Below are 26600 nucleotides of genomic sequence, written 5' to 3'. Positions count from 1 at the left end.
CGCGTATAAATAAAAAGAAAAACGGCCGTTCCGGGCCCCTTTTGGATGTCTTCGTGGTCTTTTAAGGAAAACAATGACGCTCAGCACATCACACCATAACCGCGAACAGTTTGAACACTGTCTGGCGGTCATTCGTCAGGCCTCTGTGGAAATATTGCTTCTCCTGAATGTACATGTTTCTGAGGGAAAAGATCCACGCTGGTTTCTGGAGCAGCTGGATAGCGCCCGTTTAGGCCTGGGCGGATGGGGGGCCGTGGCGAAGAAGCTCAACCTGAACGATGCCGAGATGTCAGAATTTACCCTGCAACTGCGCCTGTTGCAGCAGCGCGTACCGCAGTATGAAAGCGGGCAGGATGTCAGTGAAAATCAGCTTATTGCGGCAATGCGGTTTGTCACCGCGCTGGAACATCTTCGTCTGCAACAGCCTCTTCTCACCTACAGTACCGAGCTGGCGCCGGGCAGCGATCTTGAACAGCAGCAGGCGCACAAGCAGGTGCGTGCAATTGAACTGATGATTAAAGGGCTTATCCAGCAGGCGTGGCCCGATCAGGTCCGTCTGAACAACCACCTGAAGACCCTGTTTAACGCTGACCGCGTGCGGCGCTGGCTGAAGCTTGGCGACATCAACGATGTGCTAAGCGGCATGATGTTCAGCGAGCTGGCCCAGATGCTGGTGGATAAAAAAGAGTACAGCCGCTACTACGCGTCGCTGTTCAGCGATCCGTCCATGCTGACGCTGCTGGTGGAGCCGCGCAAAACGCTGCAAACCTTCCTTGATGACATCCGCCAGATCCGCAACAACCTTACCGTTCAGAAAGCGTTAACCTCGGCGCAAATCCAGCTACTCGACAACTACTACACCCAAATCACCCGGCCCGTTCAGCGTGCGTTTGAAGAGGGGCGAACCCGCGTCAACCCGGCCGGGATAATGGCGGTGGATGCCAGCGAACTGCACGCTTTCTGGGAAAAAGCACAGAAAAGGGATCGGGTCACCGGCGGGGATCTGTTTGAAGTACGTGACACCATAGAAAAACCGACCCAGCGCGCCCCGCGCACGCCAGAACAACGCGAGCAGCTCATCTCCGGCGTGTTATGGGGCGCAGTGGGCGTGATGGTCATTGCGATTGTTGTGGGAGGATTCTGGCTGGTGACCAGCAGCGCGCCAGCAGAGACTGCAGTGGCCGCCACCGAAACGCCTGCGCCGCAGGAGATGCGGGAAACGCCCTCCTCGCGGGAGACGCTGACGCGCATGGGCATTACCTGGGACGAGAATAATTTCCGCTCGGCCATCAACCGCAACGACACCCGCATTGCGCAGCTCTTTTTGCAGGGTGGAATGGACTGGAAGCTCTCATGGACGGAAGAAGCGATGTCATCCAACCATGACGACGTGCTGGAGCTGATGTTGCGCTACCGACAGCACATGGTGGAAGAGAAGCCGTGCCGCCGGTTTATCAATACGCTCACCCATGCCATGGCGAATGGCGAATCGCTGACATCCCTGCGTAAACAGTACCTGAAAGCGTTTTGTACCGTCCCGGCCGTGGTGAAACGCCAGCAGCACGATTTGGATATGGCGACGCGCCGCGCCGAGTCACAGCCGAATGCCAGCACGAAAAAATGGCAGGCTATTCAGTCTGCCATTTATGAGGTGATCCGCTGATCGTAACGCCCTTTCCCTCTGGGAGAGGGCGGGGTGAGGGCACCAGACCGCACCCCACTCAAGGCTCCCCATACAACCCAATCAACCGCCGCACCACGCCATTCGTCCAGCCAAAGCCATCCTGCAATGGATACTCACCGCCGCCCCCTTCGCGTGGGGTACTGCTGGCGATGTGATACTTCTCAATCAGCTTATGGTGAGTCTTATAAAAATGATTCACCGTGTGTAGCCAGCTCCAGGCGATCTCATCGCCCAGCGAGTCGTTGCCGTACTGCTTGAAGCCCTGAATGGCCATCCATTGCAGCGGTGCCCAGCCATTGGGTTTATCCCACTGCTCGCCGGTTTCGTACTCGGTCGCCAGGATACCGCCCGGGGTGAGCAGACGTGATTTAACCGCATCAGACAAGCGTTCTGCCTGCTCATGGGTCGCCATTCCGACATACAGCGGCACAATGCTCGCCGCAGAGAACAGCGCCATATTTTCCCGACGCCAGTCGTAATCGCGGTAGCAGCCATTCTCTTCATCCCACAGGTAGCGGTTCACCGCTGCCCGGCGATCGCTGGCTTTCTGGCGGAACAGGTCAGCCGTCTCCTTATCTCCTTTCGACGCCGAGATATTGGCGATAGCGCTTTCCAGCTTGAACAGGAAGGCGTTCAGGTCGATAGGGATAAACTGCGTGGTGCGAATGCTGGCCAGTCGGCCCGGTTCGCGCAGCCAGCGGGAGGAGTAATCCCAGCCGGAGGCCGCCCCTGCACGCAGATCGCGATACACCTCATTGGGTGGTCGACCGGAATGGCGGGCCGTCTCCACGTCCTCAATCCACGATTCGTCGCGCGGAGTGTCACGGTCATCCCAGTAGCGGTTCAGCAATGAGCCATCCGGCATACGCACCGCGCTGCGATAGGCCTGATTCAGCAGTAGCGACTCCGCGCCGTCCATCCAGAAGGCGTGCTCCATTTTGAGGTGCTCAAGGTAGCGCTTCGCACCGCGCACCCCGTCCTCTTCAAACAGCTCCACCATCAGGGCAAAGACCGGCGGCTGGGAGCGGCTGAGGTAGTAGGTTCGGTTGCCGTTCGGGATATGGCCGTAACGCTCGATCAGCCACGCGAAGTTATCCGCCATGCACTTCAGCAGATCGTTACGGCCGCTCTCGGCCAGCCCCAGCATCGAGAAGTAGGAATCCCAGTAGTAGGTCTCACTGAATCGTCCGCCGGGGACGATATAGGCCTGCGGCAGGGCCAGCAGGGAAGACCAGGGGATATGATCCTGCGGCTCGCGCGTCAGCACGGGCCACAGGCTGTCGATATGCTCTTTAAGCGACAGCCCCGGGTCGGACACATACTCCGTGCTATAGGTCTCGGGCAGCCAGAAGTGATTCTCCACGAACTGGCGCAGGTCGAAATCCCGGTGGCGTCGCACCTTACGATAGCGGATCAAAATATCCAGCGGATCCATCTTCGGCGCGCAGTCGGGAAAGGTTTTGCTATCCGCAAACAGCCTTGTTGACTGCACATGTTCGAACAGCTCAAGGTAACGGTCAGCGGGGGTCAGGGCATCGGAGGCGGGTAGCCCCTCGATCATTTCTGGCTCCGGCTCCGCCTCAATCATCTCATCCAGTTTCAACTCGCAGGGATCGGTCTCGTAGCGCAGCTCTTCTGCGATCTCGAACGCGATGTTCTCGTTAGCCTGTAGTTTCTGGTTGAACATAATGATAAGGACCTCCGGTTAGGTGTTCTTGAAGACAGGTTTATCCGGGCGTCTTATAAGCGTAGACATTCGCTTCGGTAGATGGGGAGGAATATGTGCGGTAGATCACTCTTTTCGGAGCATTCGTTTTGCAACGATTTGTGAATGTAAAAAAGAATGCCCCTCAGTGGAGGGGCATCAGGACTAGCGCATGGTCACAAACTCTTCGGCCGCGGTCGGGTGGATCGCCACGGTGTTATCGAAGTCTTTCTTCGTCGCGCCCATCTTCAGCGCCACCGCAAAGCCCTGCAGGATCTCATCCATGCCAAAGCCAATGCCGTGGATACCGACAATCTTCTCTTCCGGACCCACGCAGACCAGCTTCATGCGGCACGGCTGACGGTGCGAGGTGACGGCGGTATACATTGCGGTAAACGCAGATTTATACACTTTCACCTGATCGTCGCCATACTGCTCGCGCGCCTGCGGCTCGGTTAAACCGACGGTGCCGATAGGCGGGTGGCTGAAGACCACGGTCGGGATGTTGCTGTAATCCAGGTGCTCGTCCGGCTTGTTGTTGAACAGACGCTCGGAAAGGCGACGCCCCGCCGCAACGGCCACCGGGGTCAGTTCAACGGCACCGGTGTTATCGCCCACCGCGTAAATGCCTGGCACGCTGGTGTTCTGGAATTTATCGACGACGATATAGCCTTTTTCATCGGTTTTCACGCCGGTTACGGCCAGGTTGAAGTTGTCATTCGCCGGTTCACGGCCAATCGCCCAGATCAGGCAGTCGACGGTCTGGCTGCGACCATCTTCCAGCTCCAGGGTCAGGCTGCCGTCTGCATTTTTAATCACCGCTTTTGGCACGGCGTTGGTATGCAGGGTTGGACCTTCGGTGTTCATCACTTCTACTAAGGTGTCGACGATCAGCGGATCAAAGCTGCGCAGCGGCGCATGTTTACGCACGAACAGGTGCGCTTCAGCGCCCAGACCGTTAATCACACCGGCCAGCTCGACCGCGATATAACCCGCGCCCACCACCGCAACGCGCTCTGGCAGAGCTGGCAGCTCGAAGAAACCGTCGGAGTCGATGCCGTATTCGGCACCCGGGATGTTCGGGTGGCTCGGACGGCCGCCGGTAGCGATCAGGATATGATCGGCAGTGATCGTCTCCCCGTTCACTTCGATCGTTTTCGCGTCCACAAAGCGGGCGAAGCCGTGGATCACATCTACGTTGTTCTTACCCAGCACGTTATCGTACGAGGTGTGAATGCGGTCGATGTAGGCGGTACGGCTGGCGATCAGCTTCTCCCAGTCGAAGTGGTTGATCGTGGTGTCAAAGCCGTAGTCCGGGCCATACATATGGATGGCTTCACGGATTTGCGCCGCATGCCACATCACCTTTTTCGGTACACAACCCACGTTGACGCAGGTGCCGCCCAGCGCTTTGGCTTCAATCAGCGCACACTTCTGGCCATACATGGCCGCACGGTTGATGGAGGCGATGCCGCCGCTCCCGCCGCCGATTGCGATGTAGTCATAATGCTTAGTCATAGCTTTTATCCTTAATCGTGAATTGCCGCGATTGTATACCTGAAATCAATAGTTTCCACCGATGGCTGCGATTACTCTGGCACAATCCAGCTGACGGTGGCGTGACCTGTCCCGGCAGGTACCAGCGTTTTATGCAGCCACGGCAGGACGTTGTTCATCTGCGCTTCGAGCTTCCATGGCGGGTTAATGACAATCATGCCGGAGGCGGTCATGCCGCGCTGGTCGCTGTCCGGACGGACGGCCAGCTCAATCTGCAGGATTTTGCGGATGCCGGTCGCTTCCAGGTCTTTGATCATGCGCTTGATCTGCGCGCGCAGGACCACCGGGTACCACAGGGCGTAGGTGCCGGTCGCAAAACGTTTGTAACCTTCGTTAATGCCGGTGACCACCGCCTGATAGTCGGTTTTGATTTCGTAGGGCGGGTCGATCAGCACCAGGCCGCGACGGGAGACCGGCGGCAGTTTGGCTTTCAGCTGCAGGTAGCCATCGGCTTTGTCCACGCGGGCGCGGCTGTCTTTCTGAAACTCAGAACGCAGCAGCGGGAAATCGCTTGGGTGCAGCTCGGTCAACTGCAGGCTGTCCTGCTCACGCAGCAGCTGACGGGCAATCAATGGCGAGCCCGGGTAGTAGCGCAGCTGGCCGTTGCGGTTGAAATGATTCACCACACCGATGTACGGTTCCAGTTCGGCAGGCAGATCGTCCTGCTGCCAGATACGGGCGATCCCTTCCAGATATTCACCGGTACGCTCGGCGTGTTCACCGCTCAGCTGATAGCGGCCCGCGCCCGCGTGGGTGTCCAGATAGAGAAACGGCTTCTCTTTCTCTTTGAGTGATTCGATGATCAGGCTCTGAACGGTGTGTTTGAGGACGTCGGCGTGGTTGCCTGCGTGAAAGCTGTGGCGATAACTGAGCATGGATGAATGTGTTCCGGGTAGTCAACGTAGGCCCGATAAGCGTAGCGCCATCGGGCAAAAATAGAGCGTATCGCCACAGTATACAGAAAAGTTTCCACTGCCGCGAAAGCGCAACGCCCGGCATTGAAATCCTCTACACTTAACCCCATTACTGAACCATATGCACAGCGCCGGATGCGCGCTTCATTCATCAAATTCAACAGGACAGCGTTTATGACCAATCCATTACTGACGCCTTTTTCGTTGCCACCGTTTTCTAAAATCCTCCCTGAGCATGTGGTTCCAGCCGTTACGCAAGCGCTGGACAACTGCCGCGCGGCGGTAGAAAGCGTGGTCGCGCAGGGCGCGCCGTACACCTGGGAAAATCTGTGTCAGCCGCTGGCCGAAGTGGATGACGTGCTGGGGCGTATCTTCTCCCCGGTAAGCCACCTTAACTCGGTAAAAAACAGCCCGGAGCTGCGTGAAGCCTACGAACAAACCCTGCCGCTGCTCTCCGAGTACAGCACCTGGGTCGGCCAGCACGAAGGGCTCTACAAGGCCTATCGCGATCTGCGCGACGGCGACCACTATGCTGAACTGAACACCGCGCAGAAAAAATCCGTCGATAACGCCCTGCGTGATTTCGAGCTTTCCGGGATTGGCCTGCCAAAAGAGAAGCAGGTTCGCTACGGCGAAATCGCGGCGCGCCTGTCTGAGCTGGGTAACCAGTACAGCAACAACGTGCTCGACGCCACCATGGGCTGGACGAAGCTGATTACCGACGAAGCAGAGCTGGCGGGTATGCCGGAAAGTGCACTGGCGGCGGCAAAAGCCCAGGCCGAAGCGAAAGAGCAGGAAGGTTTCCTGTTAACGCTGGATATCCCAAGCTATCTGCCGGTGATGACCTACTGCGACAACCAGGCATTGCGTGAAGAGATGTACCGCGCCTACAGCACCCGCGCCTCCGATCAGGGGCCGAATGCCGGTAAGTGGGATAACAGCCCGGTGATGGCAGAAATCCTCGCCCTGCGTCACGAGCTGGCACAGCTGCTGGGCTTTGACAGCTACGCGGACAAATCCCTCGCCACCAAAATGGCCGAGAACCCGCAGCAGGTGCTCGATTTCCTGACCGATCTGGCGAAACGCGCCCGTCCTCAGGGTGAAAAAGAGCTGGCCCAGCTGCGTGCCTTCGCCAAAGCGGAGTTCGGCGTGGATGAGCTGCAGCCGTGGGACATCGCGTATTACAGCGAAAAACAGAAGCAGCATCTCTACAGCATCAGCGACGAGCAGCTGCGCCCATACTTCCCGGAAAACAAAGCCGTTAACGGCCTGTTCGAAGTGGTGAAACGCATCTACGGCATCACCGCCAAAGAGCGTACTGATATCGACGTCTGGCACCCGGACGTGCGCTTCTTCGAGCTGTATGACGAGAAAAACGAACTGCGCGGCAGCTTCTACCTCGATCTCTACGCGCGTGAGAACAAGCGCGGCGGGGCGTGGATGGATGACTGCGTCGGCCAGATGCGTAAAGCCGACGGTTCCCTGCAGAAGCCTGTCGCTTACCTGACCTGTAACTTCAACCGCCCGGTCAACGGCAAGCCGGCGCTGTTCACCCACGACGAAGTGATCACCCTGTTCCATGAGTTCGGTCACGGTCTGCACCATATGCTGACCCGCATTGAAACTGCAGGCGTGGCCGGTATCAGCGGTGTGCCGTGGGATGCGGTCGAGCTGCCGAGCCAGTTTATGGAAAACTGGTGCTGGGAGCCGGACGCGCTGGCGTTTATCTCCGGCCACTACGAGACCGGTGAACCACTGCCGAAAGAACTGCTGGATAAAATGCTGGCAGCCAAGAACTACCAGGCGGCAATGTTTATTCTGCGCCAGCTGGAGTTCGGCCTGTTCGACTTCCGCCTGCACGCCGAGTTTAGCCCGGAGCAGGGGGCAAAAATCCTCGAAACCCTGGCTGAGATTAAAAAGCAGGTCGCGGTTATTCCAGGGCCAACCTGGGGTCGCTTCCCGCACGCGTTCAGCCACATCTTCGCGGGCGGCTATGCGGCAGGTTATTACAGCTACCTGTGGGCCGATGTCCTGGCGGCGGATGCTTTCTCTCGCTTCGAAGAAGAGGGGATTTTCAACCGTGAAACCGGTCAGTCGTTCCTCGATAACATCCTGACCCGCGGCGGCTCAGAAGAGCCGATGGAGCTGTTCAAACGCTTCCGTGGCCGCGAGCCGCAGCTGGATGCGATGCTTGAGCATTACGGGATCAAAGGCTGATTGCTACGTGAAGATCTGCTTAGTGGATGAAACAGGCGCCGGAGACGGCGCCTTATCTGTTCTGGCCGCCCGTTGGGGGCTGGAGCACGATGAAGAAAACCTGATGGCGCTGGTGATGACGCCAGAGCATCTCGAATTACGTAAACGCGACGAACCGAAACTCGGCGGGATTTTTGTCGATTTTGTCGGGGGCGCGATGGCGCACCGGCGCAAGTTTGGCGGCGGCCGCGGTGAGGCTGTTGCCAAAGCCGTCGGCATCAAAGGGAGCTATCTTCCGGATGTGGTGGATGCCACGGCGGGGCTGGGGCGCGATGCGTTTGTGCTGGCGTCTGTCGGCTGCCGCGTGCGGATGCTGGAGCGCAACCCGGTGGTGGCCGCGTTGCTGGATGACGGCCTGACTCGTGGCTATGCGGACCCGGAAATCGGCCCCTGGTTGCAGGAACGTTTACAGCTGATCCACGCCTCCAGCCTGACGGCGTTGACCGATATCACCCCGCGCCCGCAGGTGGTCTATCTCGATCCGATGTTCCCGCATAAGCAGAAAAGCGCGCTGGTGAAAAAAGAGATGCGGGTGTTTCAGTCGCTGGTGGGGCCGGATCTGGATGCGGACGGCCTGCTTGAGCCTGCCCGTCAGCTTGCAACGAAGCGGGTGGTGGTGAAGCGCCCGGACTACGCGCCGCCGCTGGCGGACGTTGCGACGACCAACGCGGTGACCACCAAAGGGCACCGGTTTGATATTTATTCGGGTACGCCGGAATAAAAAAGCCGGGTGGCGGCTTCGCCTTACCCGGCCTACGTTCAGTGCCATTTGTAGGCCCGGTAAGCGTTAGCGCCACCGGGCTTTTTTGCACTTACTCGTCTTCTTCGTCACGCAGCGGAACAATCAGCATATCCACGTGAACGGTATTGATCAGCTGACGCGCTGAGGACATCAGCTTGCTCCAGAAGTCCTGGTGATGACCGCAAACCACCAGGTCCATATCGTATTTCTTAATCGCATCGACCAGCACCTGGCCCAGATCGCCGCTACCGCTTAAGGTTTCAGTGATCGGGTAACCCGCGTTGGTGGACAGCTCGCTCAGGGCGTGGTGTGTCTCTTCGGAGATGCGTTTTTGCATATCGCCGAGATTCACGTCGATCAGACCGGTGTAAAGGTCGGAGTAATTCACATCAACGTGAATCAGCGAAACTTTCGCGTTGTAAGGGCGTGCCATGGATACTGCTTTATCAACCAGCACTTTGCTCTCCGGGGAGAGGTCTACCGCGATGAGAATGTGTTTGTAAGCCATAGTGTTACTCCTTCCTTAAGTTATCGATGACTAAACAGAAAGCCGTCGTCTGATGCTTTCATTACGGCCCAGTTAAACATATTTTTCAAGCTTTGGTGTTGATAACGATTAACCTTGTGGCAAAAAAATTAACGGATCTCCTACACTATTTAATGAACCGTTCGGATATTAAAACGCGAACCGGATCGACTTTTGGTCATTCTTTCACTGAACTGTCTGTCAGGGCATTGGGGTGCGGTAGCTCAGAAGCCTTGCTTCGTGGGCGGACGCCGGGGAGGATGTATGATTAGCACCGTCGCATTGTTTTGGGCGTTATGCGTAGTTTGCATAGTGAATATGGCGCGCTACTTCTCATCGTTACGTGCGCTGTTAGTGGTACTTCGTGGTTGCGATCCGTTGCTTTATCAGTATGTGGACGGTGGAGGGTTCTTCACCTCGCATGGACAGCCCAGCAAACAGATGCGCCTGGTCGGGTATATCTACTACCAGCGCTACCGGGATCATCACGATGAAGAGTTTATCCGCCGCTGCGAGCGCCTGCGTCGCCAGTTCATTTTGACCAGCGCCCTGTGTGGTCTGGTCGTCGTCAGTATGATTGCCTTAATGATTTGGCACTGAGCATAAAAAAAGCGGGTCAGTTTCCTGACCCGCTTTTTTGTCGCCTTCAGCCGATTAAATCAGCTTCAGCGCAATCCAGTACAACCCACCCGAGAGCAGGATAGACGCCGGAAGCGTAAACACCCAGGCCATCAGAATGTTGGTCACGGTTTTGCGTTGCAGACCGCCGCCATCAACAATCATGGTACCTGCCACGGACGAAGAGAGTACGTGGGTGGTGGAGACCGGCATACCGGTGTAGCTTGCCAGACCGATAGAGACCGCCGCCGTCATCTGCGCGGACATGCCCTGCGCATAGGTCATGCCTTTCTTACCGATCTTCTCGCCGATGGTGGTTGCCACACGACGCCAGCCAATCATCGTACCGATACCCAGTGCCAGCGCGACAGCCATGATGATCCAGATTGGCGCGTACTCAATGGTGTTGAGCATATCGCTTTTCAGTTTCTTCAGCAGGCGCTTGTCGTCAGCATTCACGTCTGGCAGCTTCGCGACTTTGTCGGTCACGTCAGAGATGCAGAGCATAATGCGACGCAGCTGACCACGCTGTTCAACGGCCAGTTTGTCGTAGCTTTCGATATCGCCCAGCATGCCTTTCGCACGTTCCAGCGCGTTAATCGCGTTTGCCGGGTGGCAGTGGAACTCGCCCGGCGCGGTGGTCGCACCCGCTTCAGGCGACGGGATCAACTGGTCAACGCCGGTCGCTTTTTTCAGCAGTTCAGGGTGCTGCTGGAAATAGGTTTCAACATTATTGACCGCATCACGGGTACGGGTGATTTCATAACCGGAGGCATTCATGTTAACCACGAAGCCCGCCGGTGCAACGCCAATCAGAACCAGCATCACCAGACCGATGCCTTTCTGCCCGTCGTTCGCGCCGTGAGAGAAGGCCACGCCGATGGCGGAAATGATCAGGGCGATACGCGTCCAGAATGGTGGCTTTTTCTTGCCGTCTTTCTTCTCACGCTCTGCTGGCGTCAGGTGGATACGCGCACGTTTTTTCGTGTTGCTCCAGTAGCGACGCAGAATGAAAATCAATCCACCCGCAACTACCAGACCGACGATAGGGGAGATGATAAGAGAACCGAAAATACCCAGTACTTTAGGCAGGTTAAGCGCATCAACAACCGAGGTACCGGTCATCAGGGCGTTGGTTAACCCGATACCGATAATGGCGCCGATGAGGGTGTGAGAACTGGATGCAGGCAGGCCGAAATACCAGGTACCGAGGTTCCAGATAATTGCAGCAAGCAGCATTGAGAACACCATAGCGAGGCCATGGCCAGAACTTACGTTAAGCAGCAGATCCGTTGGCAGCATATGCACAATGGCATACGCAACGCTCAGTCCGCCCAGAAGGACACCAAAAAAGTTAAATACCGCCGCCATAACGACCGCCAGTTGCGATCGCATTGCGCGAGTGTAGATAACCGTTGCTACTGCGTTTGCAGTGTCGTGGAAGCCGTTGATCGCTTCGTAAAACAGTACAAAAACCAGAGCAAGCAATAATAAAAGCCCGGTATGTAAATCCAGGCCGGCAAACAAATGTAGCATAGGACGTTACGCCATTTTGAGGACATGAACGCGGCGCATTATCCAGGACAAATGCGCGGCGGGCAAAGTGAAATATAGACTTTTTTTGACATACCACCTGATTTGGGAAAAGTGCCTGAAAGGATATTCTTTAAATTTCAATGAAATGGCTTTGTAATATCTTTTTACGCTGGTGTGACCACAGAGGAAACTTTACAATCCGCGGCAGTGAACAACGAGGGTTTTGACGTGGAAAGGTTTGATGCCGTGGTAATTGGCGCCGGTGCGGCGGGTATGTTTTGTGCGGCGATGGCCGGACAGGCGGGGCGTCGCGTGCTGCTGCTGGATAACGGTAAAAAGCCTGGGCGCAAGATCCTGATGTCTGGCGGCGGGCGCTGCAACTTTACGAACCTGTATGTCGAACCTGCGGCCTATCTGAGCCAGAACCGCCATTTTTGTAAATCTGCGCTGGCGCGTTATACCCAGTGGGATTTTATCGATCTTGTGGGTAAGCACGGTATCGCGTGGCATGAGAAGACGTTGGGGCAGCTGTTCTGCGACGACTCCGCGCAGCAGATTGTCGATATGCTGGTGGCCGAGTGCGAGAAGGGCGGCGTGGTAATGCGCCTGCGTACGGAGGTGCTGGACGTATCCCGCGACGAGCAGGGCTATACGCTGCAGCTCAACGGCGAAGGCGTCAGCGCCGATAACCTGGTCATTGCCAGCGGCGGTCTGTCGATGCCGGGGCTGGGCGCCTCGCCGTTCGGCTACAAAATTGCCGAGCAGTTTGGCCTGAAAGTGCTGCCAACGCGTGCGGGACTGGTTCCTTTTACTCTGCACAAACCGCTTCTGGAACAGCTTCAGACGCTTTCTGGCGTTTCTGTTCCTTCCGTTATTACCGCCGAAGACGGAACGGTGTTCCGCGAAAACCTGCTCTTTACCCACCGCGGCCTCTCCGGCCCGGCGGTGCTGCAAATCTCCAGCTACTGGCAGCCGGGCGAGTTCGTCACGGTTAACCTGCTGCCGGAGTGCGATCTGGATGCGTTCCTCAATGAACAGCGTGCGGCGCACCCGAATCAGAGCCTGAAAAATACCCTGGCGATGCAGTTGCCGAAGCGTCTGGTGGAGTGTTTGCAGGGGTTAGGGCAGATCCCGGATGTTTCCCTTAAGCAGCTTAACAGCCGCGAGCAGGAGACGCTGGTAGAGACCCTGACAAACTGGTGCGTGCAGCCCAACGGCACCGAAGGCTACCGCACGGCGGAGGTCACGCTGGGCGGTGTCGACACGAATGAGCTCTCCTCGCGCACGATGGAGGCACGCAACGTGCCGGGCCTCTACTTCATCGGTGAAGTGATGGATGTGACCGGCTGGCTGGGCGGGTATAACTTCCAGTGGGCGTGGTCCAGTGCCTGGGCGTGTGCGCAGGCGCTGGCCGATGTCCGAGGACAATAAAGTTGTACACAAAGCACTAAAGTTGTAACCATTCTCAAAAAACGACGCTAATGTTGTATACTTACTGAATGTGTGGTTATAGGGTTGGAGACTATAAAATGCACATATAGGTACGTATCAATGTCGTTTTTAGGGTACGATCATGGCTAGGGGTAGGCGTCTCAAATCCTATTTGGATTATGAAAATGCGCTAGGTGACGGCATAGGAGTGGGCTATGGCCAAAGTTATCAGCCCTGGCTTAGAGCTCAGGACGTTAAATCCCGTGGAAACCGTTCGATAGTCTTTGGCCTTAAGACGTTTCGAAACCATCATCTCCTTTCTTCTGTCGAAAGTAACTTTTTCTATCTGGCTGAGTTTAATGACTCGGTGATTGATATCCGGGAACAATTCCCACTCTTTCCTCTCCGGCTTACCCAACAAATAGCAAATCATCTACATTTTCAACATCCTATGGTGAGGGGAGTAAGAGGAGTACCTGTCGAAGTTCTGAATGTTATGACAACCGATTTTTTACTGACCTTGAGAACTCCTGAAGGCGGACTTCGATACAAAGCTATAGCAGTAAAACATAACGAGAGCATACCTGAACGCGAAGCCCAAAAACTTGAAATAGAGAGGATGTTTTGGCAGTTGATTGATGTTGAGTTTCAAATTTATGTTGGCTCGGAACTCAATAACGTCGTCGGTAAAAACATTTGCTGGGCTACTTCTGTATTAAGAGATGGTTCTGAATTTTATGATAAATATCCTCTTGATAAAATCCTATGGAAGCTTAAACCAGATGTTTATCCCATAGTAGGACTACGTGCAATGATTTCATCAATCTTTGGGGTAGACGCACAAGAAGCGATGATGTTATTGCAGGCAATGATTGGATTAAAAATGATAAATGTTGATTTATCATATCCAATACTCGAAACCGGTCTGATAAAGATAATTTCCAATGACCACTATATAGGACTGAACGCAAATGGATATTATTAGGAATTCAGTCTGGCTCTCTCAAGGCACTGATTTGCTTGCAGAGGGACTTTACCGTGTTTTGGATTTTGACAGAAAGGTCGATTTGTTAATTTTGTTTAAAATAAAATCAGAAAGAACGGGTAAGCCAATCCCTTTCTCATTTTCAATGTTTAAATATTATATTGAATCAAATAGCATAACTTGTAAAGATTATATATATCCTTCATATATGTTAGTAGATGAGAAAGAATTAACAGATAAAGACAGAGGAAGGCGAGATGAAAATTACAATATCATTAAAGATCTTGTAGATGACAGAATGTTTCTGTTCGACTATGCATTACATAAAAAGTCGCACCTTTTAATGGATTACTCAAGAAATAAAAAAATATCACAATATACTATCAGAACGCTTCTGGCGTTGTATTGGCGACATGGGCAGGATATTTATGCATTGCTACCCGCATTCTCGAACTGTGGCGCCGCTGGGAAAAGTAGAATCAAACATGAAATTAAACTTGGGAATTCCAAAAAAAACAGAGCATTACCTAATGAACGATCACGTGTTTTCATTCTTAATGAAAGAGATATAAATAATATTAGAAAATCTCTCATTACGTATCATTATAAAGTTAACGGAGATACGATAAAGAAAACATTAGAGAGACATATTGATTTGTATTTTAGGGATGAAATTAAAACAGCAAACCTAGAAAATAGAGCTCCATATGTTCCTTCTTTAAAACAATTTTCATACTGGAATAAAAAACTCTTCACTAAAGATTTCTCGATAAATAAGAAGAACACGAAAAAAGAAATAGACCTCAAAATGCGGGCGCTTTTAGGTAGTGTGGCTAATACAACTGTTTTGCCGGGTGATGTTTTCGAAATAGACTCAACTGTCGCTGATGTACATCTTATTTCGAGTTTAAACAGACGAAAAGTCATTGGGCGTCCTACTATTTATACAGTGGTGGATCGTGCAACAAGAATGATTGTTGGCCTTCATGTTTCTTTATACCATGCTTCATGGCGAGCCGCCCGACAAGCGTTAGCAAATTGCTTTATGCCAAAAAAAGAATATTGTAGATTATTTGGAATCTCTATTACTGATGATGATTGGCCTTGTTCTCACATTCCATTAACATTGATGTGTGACAACGGGGAGATGATTGGTCTTAAACCTCAGGAAGAGATGACCCCCCTGACAAAACTTGAGTTTGCGCCAGTCGGTAGAGGCGACAGAAAAAGCATTGTTGAACGCTGTTTCGGCATTCTGAATGATGAGGTTATTCATAGGCTTATTGGAACAACACGAAGGGGAAAGATTGTTAAAGGAGAGCCAACACCGCAATCCAGGGCTTGTTTAACGATTCAGGAGGTCACGTCTTTACTGATTCGGGAGATACTTGCACATAATCAGAGAACGTATGAGGAACTGGCTTATATCAATCCCTTACTGATTGAAAATGATCTCGTAATATCACCAAAAAATAGTTGGATGATAAGCTTAAAGCACGGGAGATTCAGCGCAAGAGCCGTTGGGGCCGACGAAGTGATCGCACGATTGTTAATCCCTGTGAACGCTAACATTACCGCCGGTGGGATTCAGTACAATAATCTTTTTTATGAATGTGATCCTGAAATTGCATCAGGTGTCAGAGTATTTGGAAGAACCACTTGTGAAGCAAGAATAGATGACAATTGCGTAGATTATATATATGTAAGATTTGACAAAAATAGCATTTTCAAAAAACATTACCTACTTAAGAAAAGAGATGTATTTAAAGGGAAAGCTCATCTTGATACAGATGTAATGGCTGATTGGGTAGATACTCAAAAAGAAATTAATTTATTTACTCTGGATTCGCTCAGCAATATCAATAATAAAGATGAATTTAACAGGAAAGGTAACGAAAGATTAAATGAAATATACGAATCTCGCCGGGTACATGGTAAAGATATTAAAAAGAACAGGAAAAATGAACTTGATTCATTAGGGCGAACTCATGTTGCTAATGGAAGATCTGAACCCCTACTTCCTTCATCCAGTAATGTTCTGCTTTTGCCTGGCCGGGAGGAGAAACAAAGATGGTTAAAAGGTAAGAAGAAGACTGAGGACGCAGAATAATGAATCTTATACGGCGCGTTTCAGCGATATATAAAGAACAGGAGTTACCTGAGTATCGTGGCAATCCCTTAATTGAAGCACTTCCTGAAGCGCTTACGGAAGATGAAGTACTTCTGGAAATGAGTTATTTCCCCGAAATTGACGAAAAAATCCGCTGGACTGCCCCGGCGAATGTTAGAGAGCAGTATGTCGAACGTATAAAGAAATTCCGTTGCCCTCAAACCAATCTTATCCAGGCTTATAAGATGATCTTACGGGCACTTAGGGAAAGCTATGCAGCTCGTAATCCTTTAAAAAGCGGAACAATTCAATATCTTCATTACTATGGAAATGAGCGTCCTGATATTGAGCCAGAAAGTGGATATTTTAAATCCCAGGCTGAAACTATTACGATAGTTGGAATGAGTGGTTCTGGAAAAACTACCATGATTGAGCAAGTCATGGATCATTTCCCTCAGATTATAGAACACAGCAGCTATAAAGGAGTTTTTCCCGGCTTCAGTAAGCAAATTGTATGGGTAAAGATTAATTGTCCATACAATTCAAGTGTGAGAGACCTTTGTGAAGAGATTTTACAAAAATTAGATGATGCAATTGGTATTGAACGAACTACACCTGAGATTAGAAATGGTGCTCTGGCTCGCCAGATTGCACAAAGAATTAAATCATCATTTTTGGGTATCCTTGTTATTGATGAAATGCAGAGGCTTAAATTTTCAAGAACCGGGGGTGAGAGTAAGTTGATTGATTTTTTACATGAAATTGTAGATTCCATGGGGGTATCTATGGTTTTTTGTGGAAATCATCCTTTTGACGAGACGCTGACAAAGAAAATGAGAATTGCCAGGCGGGCAGAGTCTGGTGGTTACATGAAAATTAAGAATGTTAGATACGATTCACAAGACTGGCAATCGTTTATTCATTATTTATGGCCATTACAATGGACAAATGTTGAAACTCCATTAAATGATGAGTTAAACGAAAAATTATTCATTTTATCTAAAGGCAATATTGGATTGGCTCAGATGATTTATCGGGGGGCACAATTAAAGGTTATCGGTAGCGGCAATGAAATCATCACTGGCGCAGTCTTGTCGGCCTCTGTACCGGTACTCGTGAGTCATACGGAGGAATATAAGGATACTCCACTCCCGGGGGCCGCGACTGAAGATGAGGAAGCTAAATGGCTCTCTGCATCTAATGAGGGTGATGCTTCGGCTAAAATCATGGCAGAGAAGTCCCTAAAGTCTTTGATCCCTGGGGATATAGACAGGCCACAGCACAAGGAATTCGTAGGAAAAATAGACGAGGTTTTGCGCAATTTCGACGAGAAAATACTGTCTCTTGACCACGATCTTGTTATCAACAGAACAGCTGAAAAGAAAAATACCTACGATGCTCTTCAGCGTTGCGGGCTTATAAATATAGATCCACTTAATAAATTGTAATGAGGTAACAGTTCGTAACGGTCAAAGAGAGGTGTGGGAAATGAGAATGTTGCCTGTTTTGCCTGATGAATCCTTGTTCAGCCGGTTTTGTCGGACAACTACCGTGTACGGTATGTCCCCATCTTCTCTGTTAACGATCATTTTCAACAAACCTGATATGAACGTCCATCCAATTCTCAATTCAGGATTAAAGGCTATTTCTCTTCATACATCCGAAAGTGCAGATCAGCTCTGGCATGAACAGACTTTACTCCCTCTTTTTGCCTGGGCACTACCAATCAGTCGTAATGAAATTATGGATTTCAACACGACCCCTGCCAGGCTTAATCGATTGTGCCGCCTTAGTAATTTTTCACTAGGGCAGCGCACACTATTGAAGTTTTGCCCGGTTTGCGCTCGTGAAGATACTTTTCATTATGGTGTTACTTATTGGCATCTGGCGCATCAGCTTCATGGGGTTACAACCTGCCATCGGCATCCGGTAGCGCTTGAAAGCATCCATGTCCCTTCTTCACCGCACATACGTATTGGACTGATGCCTCCTGTTTCGTATACAGAACAACTTAGCAATGAGATAGACTTCGATTTTGCTAAGTTTTGTTATGAGTCCCTAAATATAATCAGAAGAAAAGATATTACACACCCCAATTACATGGATGTACTTAAAAAGTTGAATTTATTATCATTGGATGGAAATTTAAAGAAAAATGTATTCTACGCACATGTTTATGCTAAGTGCCAGTTATTTGGGGAGGGTTCATCGGGACTTATACCAACATCCCTAACTGATTATCATTACTGGGAGCCTATACTCAAAGACAAATGTTGTCAGCATCCCACAAAGCATCTTTTGCTTTGTTATTGTTTGTTAAATACTTGCTGGCCAACGTATGCAGGAAGTCGTACTAATAAAAAGAAAGAAATCTTTAAAAGTCATAAGAAATACAGTTTTCATATAGTTGAAAATAATACTAGTGTTAGCAACCTTGGGAAGGAATTTAGTCGCAGCAGATGTTACATTAAAACACTTATTTATAAAAAATACCTGAGGGCGTTTAAGCGAAACACAAAAATTAATATATTCACTGAATTGCTTATCAAGTCTATGGCTGTAAGGGGGTTTAGTCTGGCATCCATAGCTGAGAAAAACTCATTATCGGAAGGAGCTGTATCCTCTGTAATTTCATCTTGTTACGGTTTATGCTCATGGCGTAAAAAATGTAAAAAAGATTCTTTAAGACGGCGTCATAAGCAGAAAATATTAAGATTTATACATAATCAATCCGTTTCTATAACACGAAAGTTAGTCAAAGAAAGTTGTTATGCAAGTTTCTATTGGCTAAATAAACATGAATGTGACTGGCTTAATTCCTGTCTTCCTAAAACAATACGATGCTATAAAAATAAAAGAGTAGACTGGAGCGAGAGAGATATTATCTCATCATCATTAATAAATGATGTTTTATCTCAGGGGCAGTACTCGATGTCACTTACAAGTCTAGATGCTTTACTGGGAGGGCATGGCTGGCTTTTGAAATACAGAGATAAACTACCAATGACAATGATACTTCTCAGAAAAATGGAACTAATTAAATAAGAGGGAGTTATATGGTTTACGAAAATGAATTGTGGCACAGTTTTCTTCTGCGTTCACAGATAATGTATAACTTATCCAATTGCAGGAACATAATATCAAAGCATGGCGCACTAAGGTACGATGCCTTTCCTCGTTTCGAACTGATTGATATGTACAAATTGCATAGCTTGCAGGATATATATGACATTCTTGCCACTAGAAATGGTTATATACTAACTTCCAATATAGTGTCGTTATCTTCTGGTGTTTACGGGTATTTTAACGCTGTTGAAGATGCCTGTCGGAAAAATTTTCACATAACTAATTCATATCCATTGGTAAACATCTCAAACATTCGTTACTGTCACAAATGTATTGTTGAAGATATACACTCTAAAGGCATTGGTTATCTGCGTCATAGATGGTTGTTTGAATCTAAATGTGCAGTTCATAGTACCAGTTTATATGAGGTTTGTTTTGATAACTATTTGAATGCAGTGAAAGGACTTAGTGACTTAATTATAAGTGGAATAAATCCTCATGGTTATTGTTCCCTTGTGGTTGACGTTTCAAACCCTTTCAAAAATCCAGTGTATATATTACCATGTGCACGTAATAAAATTTTAAAATGGATTTCGGACAATAAAAATATGCTGATTTACTTTCTCTTTGATCTCTTCAAATGTAAGTCGCATTCAAGTTTATCTAAGGTTATCGAAGTCAAGATAATGCATGATAGATATATTTCTGCGGTGTTCAAGATGTTAAGTGAAGTTAATTTTTGTAATTTCAACTCATTTATTTCTGATATTTTTGAGGACGTAAGTTATGCCTCTATCGGACTTGATGATTATTCTGTTAATGTGCATTTTCTCAGGCTAAGGGCTGCAGATTGTAAATTTTGCCAGTTGAATGGTAAATATTTTTGCTCACTTTACAATGTAAAACTTCTTCGCTAATTTCACTTCATTTATAAAATACTAAGAAAGCTAGTTAGATAAGGTTTTATATTTTGACTGGGGCAGGAATAAATTATCACTCATAGAGTTTCCCTGGGGGTTACCACCTGTGTATGATGCCGGTTAGCAACAACGTCTAAAAGACCTGCGATCACGTGGGTCCCTCTCCAGCAAAGGGGCAAGGGGTGCTATATAACGGTGTACTGCTTACCCAATACGGCCTTGTATTTGAAAGATGCCGCATCTTGGCAGGATTCGTATTACAGCCTATAGTCTGTTAATGAGCATTACAGCCTATATGCTGTAAATCCCTGCGTTATGCTTGTTAACTCGTCGATACGGAAGGTCACTTATGAACACTCAATACGCTTTGAAGACTTTGAATCAGTTACGTCCTGTTTTAATCGGCTTTCGCAAAGCCAATGGACTGACGCAAAAAGATGTTTCTGAACGTTTGGGTATAACACAGCAAACTTATGCCCGACTAGAGGCCAACCCTGCAAGTGCGGGTTTTGAGCGTTTGTTTAGGGTGTTCAGCGTCCTTGGAGTGGAGATCGTACTTTCATCCAGGGAACCATTGTCAGATGCAAAGCCCGAATACGGAGCTATGCACAATTATTCTTCACTTCCAGCCAGGCGGGAGAAATGGTGACGCCTGGCGCTTCCCGGTCTAATTTTTCTTCAACAAGATTAACCCCTTAGCGGCCTGAAGTATCAGGTTGCGATAGAGCCTTTCATTTCTTCTGTTATGTTAAATACACCATTTTGAGCTATTTCGCTCGGCCTTAAATTATCTCTTCATTCTTCAGTGAAAATTTTATGTCGATCACATTATCGATGAATTTAGGAAATAATCCGTAAATGAAAATCTATCTTCTTTTAAATTCATCAGTGTCAGTAGCAAATATTACGCATAAAAGAATGGTTATTATTATCATTTAAATTATAAAGCTCATGAGTCAATTCCAAAAAATATAATAAGCATTGAAATCATTACCCGTGATTCTGGAGTTTTAACTTTGCCATGTAACCAACCACAAGTTAGTTTCCGGTGTTTTGAGGGGCAGTAAAGTTCTGAAAGCGCGACCAGATCATAATCCCGAAATGTCGTTAAGATATTCTGAATAACGGTTATCCCTGCTTGTTGGCAGGCATTTGAAAATATATTTTGTATTCAGGTTGCAGCAAAACGCTTTCTTACACACAGGACTTCATATGCGGCTCAGAAAATTAAAACTGAAAAACTTCAGAGGCTACAGAAACTCTACTGAAATCATTATTGATGAAAGCATGACGGGTATTGTCGGTCGTAATGACTTTGGGAAATCAACGCTTCTGGAAGCGCTGGCTATTTTTTTTGAAACAGAAGGAATGAAGGCTGACAAGAATGACATGAACTGTTTCAGCCTAAGAGAAGGGGACGGCCGTTTTGAAATAGCCTGTGAATTTGATGACCTGCCCGATTTTATCATGATCGACGACAGGGTGCAGACCACGCTCGCCTCAGAACATCTGCTGAATGAGGACGGCAATTTTGAAATCGTCAAAACGTTTAAAGCAACGACCTCAGGAAAACCGGAGCAGACCTGCATCCGCTGCATCCACCCGGATGAGGAGCCCCTGAGAAATTTACTGGGCATGAAAATTTCTGAGCTCAAGGCGGTGGGAAAAGAAGTTGAAAAAAATGTGGCGGATAAACGCACTGCATCGTTATGGCGTCAGGCCATCAGGGAAGCCGCAGCCCCCTATACCTGTTCGGAAATTATGCTGGATGTCGATAAAGAGTTCGGAACCGACACAAAATCATTATGGGGTAAGATCCTCGATTTGCTGCCCACGTATGCGATTTTCAAAGCCGACAGGGAAAGCAGCGACGGGGATTCCGAAGCTAAAAACCCCTTACAGCAGGCCGTAAAAGACGCTCAGGCTGCGCTGCAGGACAAAATTACAGCGCTGGAAAATGAGATTCAGGACAGCGTCCTGGATGTCGCACAGAGAACGCTGGATAAATTACGTGAAATGGCCCCCGAACTCGCCAGTGAACTGACTCCACGATTTAAGGAGAAACCCAAGTGGACCTTCAATTTCACCCTGGACGGGGAAAATGGCATCCCCATCAATAAGCGCGGCAGCGGGATAAGGAGGCTTATCCTGTTGAATTTTTTTCGGGCTGAGGCTGAAAAGAATGTCGCGGGGACGCCCAGAAATGTGATTTATGCCATAGAGGAGCCTGAAACGTCACAGCATCCGAACTATCAGATGATGCTGATGAAAGCGTTACTGGCACTGGCAGGCCAGCCGCACCGTCAGATTATCGTCACCACCCATGTCCCGGCGCTGGCCGGATTAATCCCTGTCGAAGGCGTACGTTATGTTACCCGAAATGAGGCGGGTGAACCCGTAGTAAAAATGCCGGATGACGCAGTGCTGAAGGAAGCCACTGAAAGCCTGGGGGTGCTGCCAGAGACCGGTATGGAAAGGGCGCAGGGGATTGTTCTGGTAGAGGGAAAGTCGGATGTTACTTTCCTGAGGCATGCGGCCAGTTCATTAAAACAGTCAGGTGCGCTGCCAGCCTCTCTGGAGGACGTGAAAATAGTGCCAGTCCTCATAGGAGGGTGTGGTAGCGTCAAACACTGGGTTACATTGAATCTGGCCAAAGATCTGGGGCTTCCCTGGTGCGTATTTCTGGACTCCGATATTGGGGGAGACCCTGCACAGGTTCTGTCCATCCAGAAGCGTAAAAAAGAAGTAGAGGAGGCCGGTAAGGTATTTTTCGCTACGCGCAAACGTGAGATAGAAAACTATCTGTGCCCGGATCTTATCGAGGAAATTACTGGTGTAGCCGTCACGTTTACGGACACCTGTGACGCTAAAAAAATAATCGGCCGGGCTGTGGGAATGAAACCCGATAATGTACTAGATAAATTCTGGCCTCAGATGACATCAGAAAGAATCATCTCAAGATCAACCTATCATGACGGAACGCAGGAGAGAAGCGAGCTGGTTGAGATCCTGAGCGACATTGTATCCATGACGAGATAATGTATTAAATAAGCATCTCAGGTGCATATATTCCGGTCCTCAACAAAGGACCGGAGTACAGAGTAGTAAAAACCCGAAATTAATCGGGTTTGAATTATATAAAGATTAACCGACTCCCGCGCCCAGGAACGATGTAAAATCACGCTTGTCGTGACATTTCTACAATGTTTACTTTTGACTATCAAGCCATTTATTCATCTGCTCAATTTCACCTTTTTGAGCTTTAATGATGTCCTGCGCGAGCTTTCTCATTTTCGGATCTTTTCCGTATTTGAGCTCGGTCTCAGCCATTGCTATTGCCCCTTCATGGTGCGCTACCATGCCTTTCGCAAAAGCCTTGTCGGGATCGGACTCATTTACGGCAGCCATCATTTTGTCATGCATGTCTTTCATGCCAGCCATATATTCCTGTGACGAAGCCGAGGTAGACATATCAGTCATTTTCATTTCTGAATGTTCTGCTGAAATCGCTGGCAGGGATAACATTAATACTGCAAATAAAGTGTTTCTGGCTTTCATAAAAAATATCCTTTTAGCGTTGATGCCCGTTAACTGTAGCAGAATCTGATAAAAATGCCCCCTGTAGGGGGCAAAGATGTTGCCATATATCCGGTTACGGAAAAATCTATCAAGGAAATAAGGACAGCACAGATACTTCCCTCGCCGTCAGCCTGCACTGAGCATGCGACGATGCGCTTCGGCCATGGCCTGATGTGGGCCAGACTGACCGTTATTCATAAATTCATGGGCAACTGCAGCTCTTTCATGCTCATTCATTGCCGCTAATGACTTCGACGGCCCGGTAGGGGAAACGGTCTGACTTCCCATCATCCTCTGATGACTTTCCACCATTTTCTGGTGCGCATCCGCCGACCCGTTCGTCATGGTTTCATGAGCAATAATGGCCTGTTCATGCTGGTCCATACCGGCCATACGAGGTGCAGTCCCCTGGATCCCGACAGGAGCCGCAGCAGACTGCATCTGGTGAGCAGGTGCCTGTGCATTGTTGACCCGCTCATGGATATTCACGGTTTCAGTGGCCCAGGCCGAAGAAATTAAGCCAAAGCCCAGCAAGGATGCTAATACGATATTTTTCATGATAACTCTCCATTTCTTAATTAGTGATGTCCGGGGGAGTACAACCGGTGTTTTCAGTTCCATAACTGAAACAGGTTCGGAAGTGTTTATTTCTCCGGGAGGGGACTGGATATTCATTTCCTGGCGTCCACTGACGCCGGATATTGATAAAGCAATCCAGCCTTCCTGATAAGTTGCACTAATTATATCGAATGGCTTCTGTTTGCTGCATGACAGGCTAATGACATCTTTGTCATTTAAATCTTTATTCCCAGCACTGGGTGTCCGGAATCATTTTTTCCAGTCTGGGCACGGATAAGATAAAACGCGTTGAGTGTACGTCCGATTCCACCTGCACTCTTCCGTGATGTGCTTCCACGATTGACTTCACAATCGCAAGGCCGATGCCGCTGCCTTCTCCTTTTCGTTGTCTGGACGGATCCACCCGATAAAAACGGTCAAACAACCTTGATAAATGCTCTTCAGGGATTGGTTTCCCCGGATTTTCAATCACAAGGTCAAAAAAGCTCTCCTGCTCTCTTATTGAGACGGTGATTGCCTGTCCCTCCGGGGTATAACGCAGGGCATTGGATAACAGATTATTGATCGCCCTTCTGAACATTTGTGGATCTCCCTCAACCAGGCAGGGCATCCCGTTAAATTTGAGCGTGATATTGCGTTCTTCGGCCCAGGCTTCGAAAAACTCGAAGACTTTCATGACTTCCGCTCTGAGGTCAAACATGACCCTGTCAGGTATCAGCTGATTATTATCTGCCTGTGCCAGGAACAGCATATCGCTGACCATTTTGGTCATCCGGTTATACTCTTCAAGACTGGAATAGAGGACATCCTCAAGTTCCCTCTGTGTTCGATCCTGACTCAGTGCGATTTCAGTCTGCGTCACCAGATTGGTGATGGGCGTTCTGATCTCATGCGCGATATCGGCAGAGAAATTGGCCTGGCGGGTAAAGACATCCTCAATCTTTCCAATCATATGATTGAACGAGATAACCAGTTGCTCCAGCTCAATGGGAACGCGTGTCGGTTCCAGTCGCGCATCAAGATTCTCGGAGGTGATGTTTTTAATGGCATTGCTGACATTACGAAGGGGCAGGTGCCCCTGACGGACAGCGATTCGAATGATCAGAACAATCAACAGGCTTATCACGACGGCAATCGCAATCAGGTTCTTTTTCAGCGCATCGAGGTAATGGAGATGGAAATTAATGGATAGGCCAGTCAGCATGACATAGTTCTGCTGTTTGCCCTGAAATATCGCCTGACCAGAGGAGGCGATAATCCTGTATGTTTCCATCTTCATTTCGGACCCGGTATCCATCGGTCCCGCAGGATCCTCCACCGTCCAGAGAAAGACATCCCGTGCGCGGCTGTGCTCGCTAAAATCTGCTGAATTCACTGCCGGGCGTAGTGCCGCCCCCTGAGCTGAGCTAAAGAGCACTTCCCCCCTGGGATTGAGGAGCAAAAGGGCAACGTTGCGGTAGCTGGCAATTGATTCCTTTATTTTGCTTATTTTTTTATCATCCGGATCCACCGGGGACTGCAGTATACGGTTCAGTGTGGTGCTGATTTGTTGAAGATCGCTGACATCCTGCTCGGCAAAATGATTTTCAACAGAATGCAGCATAAACCAGGTGAATGCGATAAAAGCCAGTATCGTGGACAGGCTGATAAAAAAGGTCAGCCGCAGAGCGAGTGAGAAAGGGCGTCTGGAAGGTTTGCTATGCATCCGGGACCTCCAGCATGTAGCCCACGCCCCGGACTGTCTGGATCAGCTTTGTCTCGTAATCGTTGTCTATTTTAGCGCGGAGTCGCTTTACTGCGACATCGATCGCATTAGTGTCGCTGTCAAAATTCATGTCCCAGACCTGAGAGGCAATCAGGGAGCGGGGAAGAACCTCTCCCTGATGGCGAATGAAGAATTCCAGCAGGCTGAACTCTTTACTGGTGAGCACAATGCGGTTTCCGGCGCGACTGACTTTTCTGGATACGAGATCAATCGAGAGGTCAGCCACCTTAAACTGGCTTTCCGTGATCATCGTGTTTCCCCGCCTCAGAAGGGATCTCACCCGGGCGAGCAGTTCGGCAAACGCAAAGGGTTTAACCAGATAATCGTCCGCACCCAGTTCCAGTCCTTTGACCCTATGTTCGATCGTGCCGAGGGCTGTCAGCAGTAAGACCGGCATACCCTTTCCGGCAGTGCGCAGCATGCGGATGATATCCCAGCCGTTCACATCAGGTAGCATGATATCCAGAATGACTAAATCATACTCGGCTGTCATGGCGAGATGATATCCGGTAAGACCATTATCAGCGTGATCCACTACGAACCCTGCCTCTGTAAGCCCTTTGCTGAGATATTCACCTGTTTTAATTTCGTCTTCGACGATCAATATTTTCATCTTGCTCCCCGGCT

The 26600-nt window shown here is 49.5% G+C and carries 21 protein-coding genes; 12 read left to right on the top strand and 9 right to left on the bottom strand.

All coding sequences use genetic code 11. The annotated features are described in order from the left end of the window. The first annotated feature begins 73 nt into the window (after positions 1-73). Positions 74-1663 carry an STY4199 family HEPN domain-containing protein gene (locus ACMWKA_RS21245; RefSeq protein ID WP_013099200.1) on the top strand — a complete coding sequence of 530 codons (1590 nt, stop codon included), beginning with the start codon at positions 74-76 and terminating at the stop codon, positions 1661-1663. A gap of 58 nt (positions 1664-1721) precedes the next feature. Here ACMWKA_RS21245 and ACMWKA_RS21240 read toward each other — a convergent pair whose 3' ends face one another. From ACMWKA_RS21240 to ACMWKA_RS21230, 3 genes are all read right to left on the bottom strand, one after another. Beyond that, on the bottom strand, positions 1722-3371 hold the full coding sequence (locus tag ACMWKA_RS21240) for an alpha,alpha-trehalase (protein ID WP_013099199.1): 1650 nt from the start codon (positions 3369-3371) through the stop codon (positions 1722-1724). Between the two features lie 183 nt (positions 3372-3554). Beyond that, positions 3555-4907, bottom strand: coding sequence for a glutathione-disulfide reductase (gorA, locus tag ACMWKA_RS21235; RefSeq protein ID WP_020687710.1), 1353 nt, complete (start codon positions 4905-4907; stop codon positions 3555-3557). A gap of 71 nt (positions 4908-4978) precedes the next feature. Further along, positions 4979-5821, bottom strand: coding sequence for a 23S rRNA (adenine(2030)-N(6))-methyltransferase RlmJ (locus ACMWKA_RS21230; protein WP_029883697.1), 843 nt, complete (start codon positions 5819-5821; stop codon positions 4979-4981). 213 nt (positions 5822-6034) lie between these two features. Between ACMWKA_RS21230 and prlC the strand changes: the two genes are divergently transcribed. Both prlC and rsmJ read left to right on the top strand, forming a co-directional pair. After that, complete coding sequence (prlC, locus tag ACMWKA_RS21225; RefSeq protein ID WP_038420776.1) at positions 6035-8077, top strand: oligopeptidase A; 2043 nt, start codon at positions 6035-6037, stop codon at positions 8075-8077. Positions 8078-8084: 7 nt separating this feature from the next. Further along, positions 8085-8837, top strand: coding sequence for a 16S rRNA (guanine(1516)-N(2))-methyltransferase RsmJ (gene rsmJ / locus ACMWKA_RS21220; protein ID WP_032644932.1), 753 nt, complete (start codon positions 8085-8087; stop codon positions 8835-8837). A 91-nt stretch (positions 8838-8928) separates the two neighbouring features. Here the strand turns inward: rsmJ and uspA are convergent, their stop codons facing one another. Next, on the bottom strand, positions 8929-9366 hold the full coding sequence (gene uspA, locus ACMWKA_RS21215; RefSeq protein ID WP_003861223.1) for a universal stress protein UspA: 438 nt from the start codon (positions 9364-9366) through the stop codon (positions 8929-8931). A 282-nt stretch (positions 9367-9648) separates the two neighbouring features. Here uspA and uspB point away from each other — a divergent pair, with 282 nt between their 5' ends. Continuing rightward, positions 9649-9984 (top strand): universal stress protein UspB, encoded by a 336-nt coding sequence (gene uspB, locus ACMWKA_RS21210; protein ID WP_003861224.1) that lies wholly within the window; start codon positions 9649-9651, stop codon positions 9982-9984. Between the two features lie 54 nt (positions 9985-10038). Here the strand turns inward: uspB and pitA are convergent, their stop codons facing one another. Continuing rightward, complete coding sequence (gene pitA / locus ACMWKA_RS21205) at positions 10039-11538, bottom strand: inorganic phosphate transporter PitA (protein WP_013099193.1); 1500 nt, start codon at positions 11536-11538, stop codon at positions 10039-10041. Between the two features lie 228 nt (positions 11539-11766). Here pitA and ACMWKA_RS21200 point away from each other — a divergent pair, with 228 nt between their 5' ends. The 8 genes from ACMWKA_RS21200 (at position 11767) to ACMWKA_RS21165 (ending at position 23089) form a co-directional block, all read left to right on the top strand. Continuing rightward, positions 11767-12969, top strand: a complete 1203-nt coding sequence (locus ACMWKA_RS21200; protein ID WP_414760584.1) for an NAD(P)/FAD-dependent oxidoreductase — start codon at positions 11767-11769, stop codon at positions 12967-12969. A gap of 142 nt (positions 12970-13111) precedes the next feature. Further along, a complete protein-coding gene (locus ACMWKA_RS21195; protein ID WP_000090707.1) occupies positions 13112-13954 on the top strand; it encodes a TnsA endonuclease N-terminal domain-containing protein in 843 nt (280 codons plus the stop codon). After that, positions 13941-16064, top strand: coding sequence for a transposase (locus tag ACMWKA_RS21190; protein ID WP_000351437.1), 2124 nt, complete (start codon positions 13941-13943; stop codon positions 16062-16064). The genes ACMWKA_RS21195 and ACMWKA_RS21190 overlap by 14 nt, the downstream gene beginning before the upstream one ends. Continuing rightward, the gene (locus tag ACMWKA_RS21185; protein WP_001049180.1) at positions 16064-17512 is read left to right on the top strand and encodes an ATP-binding protein; all 1449 of its coding nucleotides are present in this window, start codon (positions 16064-16066) and stop codon (positions 17510-17512) included. Before ACMWKA_RS21190 ends, ACMWKA_RS21185 begins: the two co-directional genes overlap by 1 nt. Positions 17513-17552: 40 nt before the next feature. Then, a complete protein-coding gene (locus ACMWKA_RS21180) occupies positions 17553-19109 on the top strand; it encodes a TnsD family Tn7-like transposition protein (protein WP_001324699.1) in 1557 nt (518 codons plus the stop codon). Between the two features lie 11 nt (positions 19110-19120). After that, a complete protein-coding gene (locus ACMWKA_RS21175; protein WP_000262423.1) occupies positions 19121-20047 on the top strand; it encodes a hypothetical protein in 927 nt (308 codons plus the stop codon). 352 nt (positions 20048-20399) lie between these two features. Then, positions 20400-20699, top strand: coding sequence for a helix-turn-helix domain-containing protein (locus ACMWKA_RS21170; protein ID WP_001097216.1), 300 nt, complete (start codon positions 20400-20402; stop codon positions 20697-20699). Positions 20700-21262: 563 nt separating this feature from the next. Further along, on the top strand, positions 21263-23089 hold the full coding sequence (locus ACMWKA_RS21165; RefSeq protein ID WP_001239419.1) for an AAA family ATPase: 1827 nt from the start codon (positions 21263-21265) through the stop codon (positions 23087-23089). A 168-nt stretch (positions 23090-23257) separates the two neighbouring features. Here the strand turns inward: ACMWKA_RS21165 and ACMWKA_RS21160 are convergent, their stop codons facing one another. The 4 genes from ACMWKA_RS21160 to silR all read right to left on the bottom strand — a co-directional run bounded on the left by ACMWKA_RS21160 (position 23258) and on the right by silR (position 26586). Then, the gene (locus tag ACMWKA_RS21160; RefSeq protein WP_000647571.1) at positions 23258-23608 is read right to left on the bottom strand and encodes a DUF305 domain-containing protein; all 351 of its coding nucleotides are present in this window, start codon (positions 23606-23608) and stop codon (positions 23258-23260) included. Positions 23609-23755: 147 nt separating this feature from the next. Continuing rightward, positions 23756-24187, bottom strand: a complete 432-nt coding sequence (silE, locus tag ACMWKA_RS21155) for a silver-binding protein SilE (protein WP_000790485.1) — start codon at positions 24185-24187, stop codon at positions 23756-23758. A gap of 244 nt (positions 24188-24431) precedes the next feature. Further along, the gene (gene silS / locus ACMWKA_RS21150) at positions 24432-25913 is read right to left on the bottom strand and encodes a copper/silver sensor histidine kinase SilS (protein ID WP_000555736.1); all 1482 of its coding nucleotides are present in this window, start codon (positions 25911-25913) and stop codon (positions 24432-24434) included. Then, on the bottom strand, positions 25906-26586 hold the full coding sequence (gene silR / locus ACMWKA_RS21145) for a copper/silver response regulator transcription factor SilR (RefSeq protein ID WP_414760583.1): 681 nt from the start codon (positions 26584-26586) through the stop codon (positions 25906-25908). The genes silS and silR overlap by 8 nt, the downstream gene beginning before the upstream one ends. Between the last annotated feature and the right edge of the window lie 14 nt (positions 26587-26600).

The sequence above is a fragment of the Enterobacter sp. 03-F-07-AD-ECC genome (assembly GCF_047530935.1).
Lineage (GTDB): Bacteria > Pseudomonadota > Gammaproteobacteria > Enterobacterales > Enterobacteriaceae > Enterobacter > Enterobacter cloacae.
The sequence above is the reverse complement of the archived record's forward strand: the minus strand, read 5'-3'. Positions and strand labels throughout refer to the sequence as shown.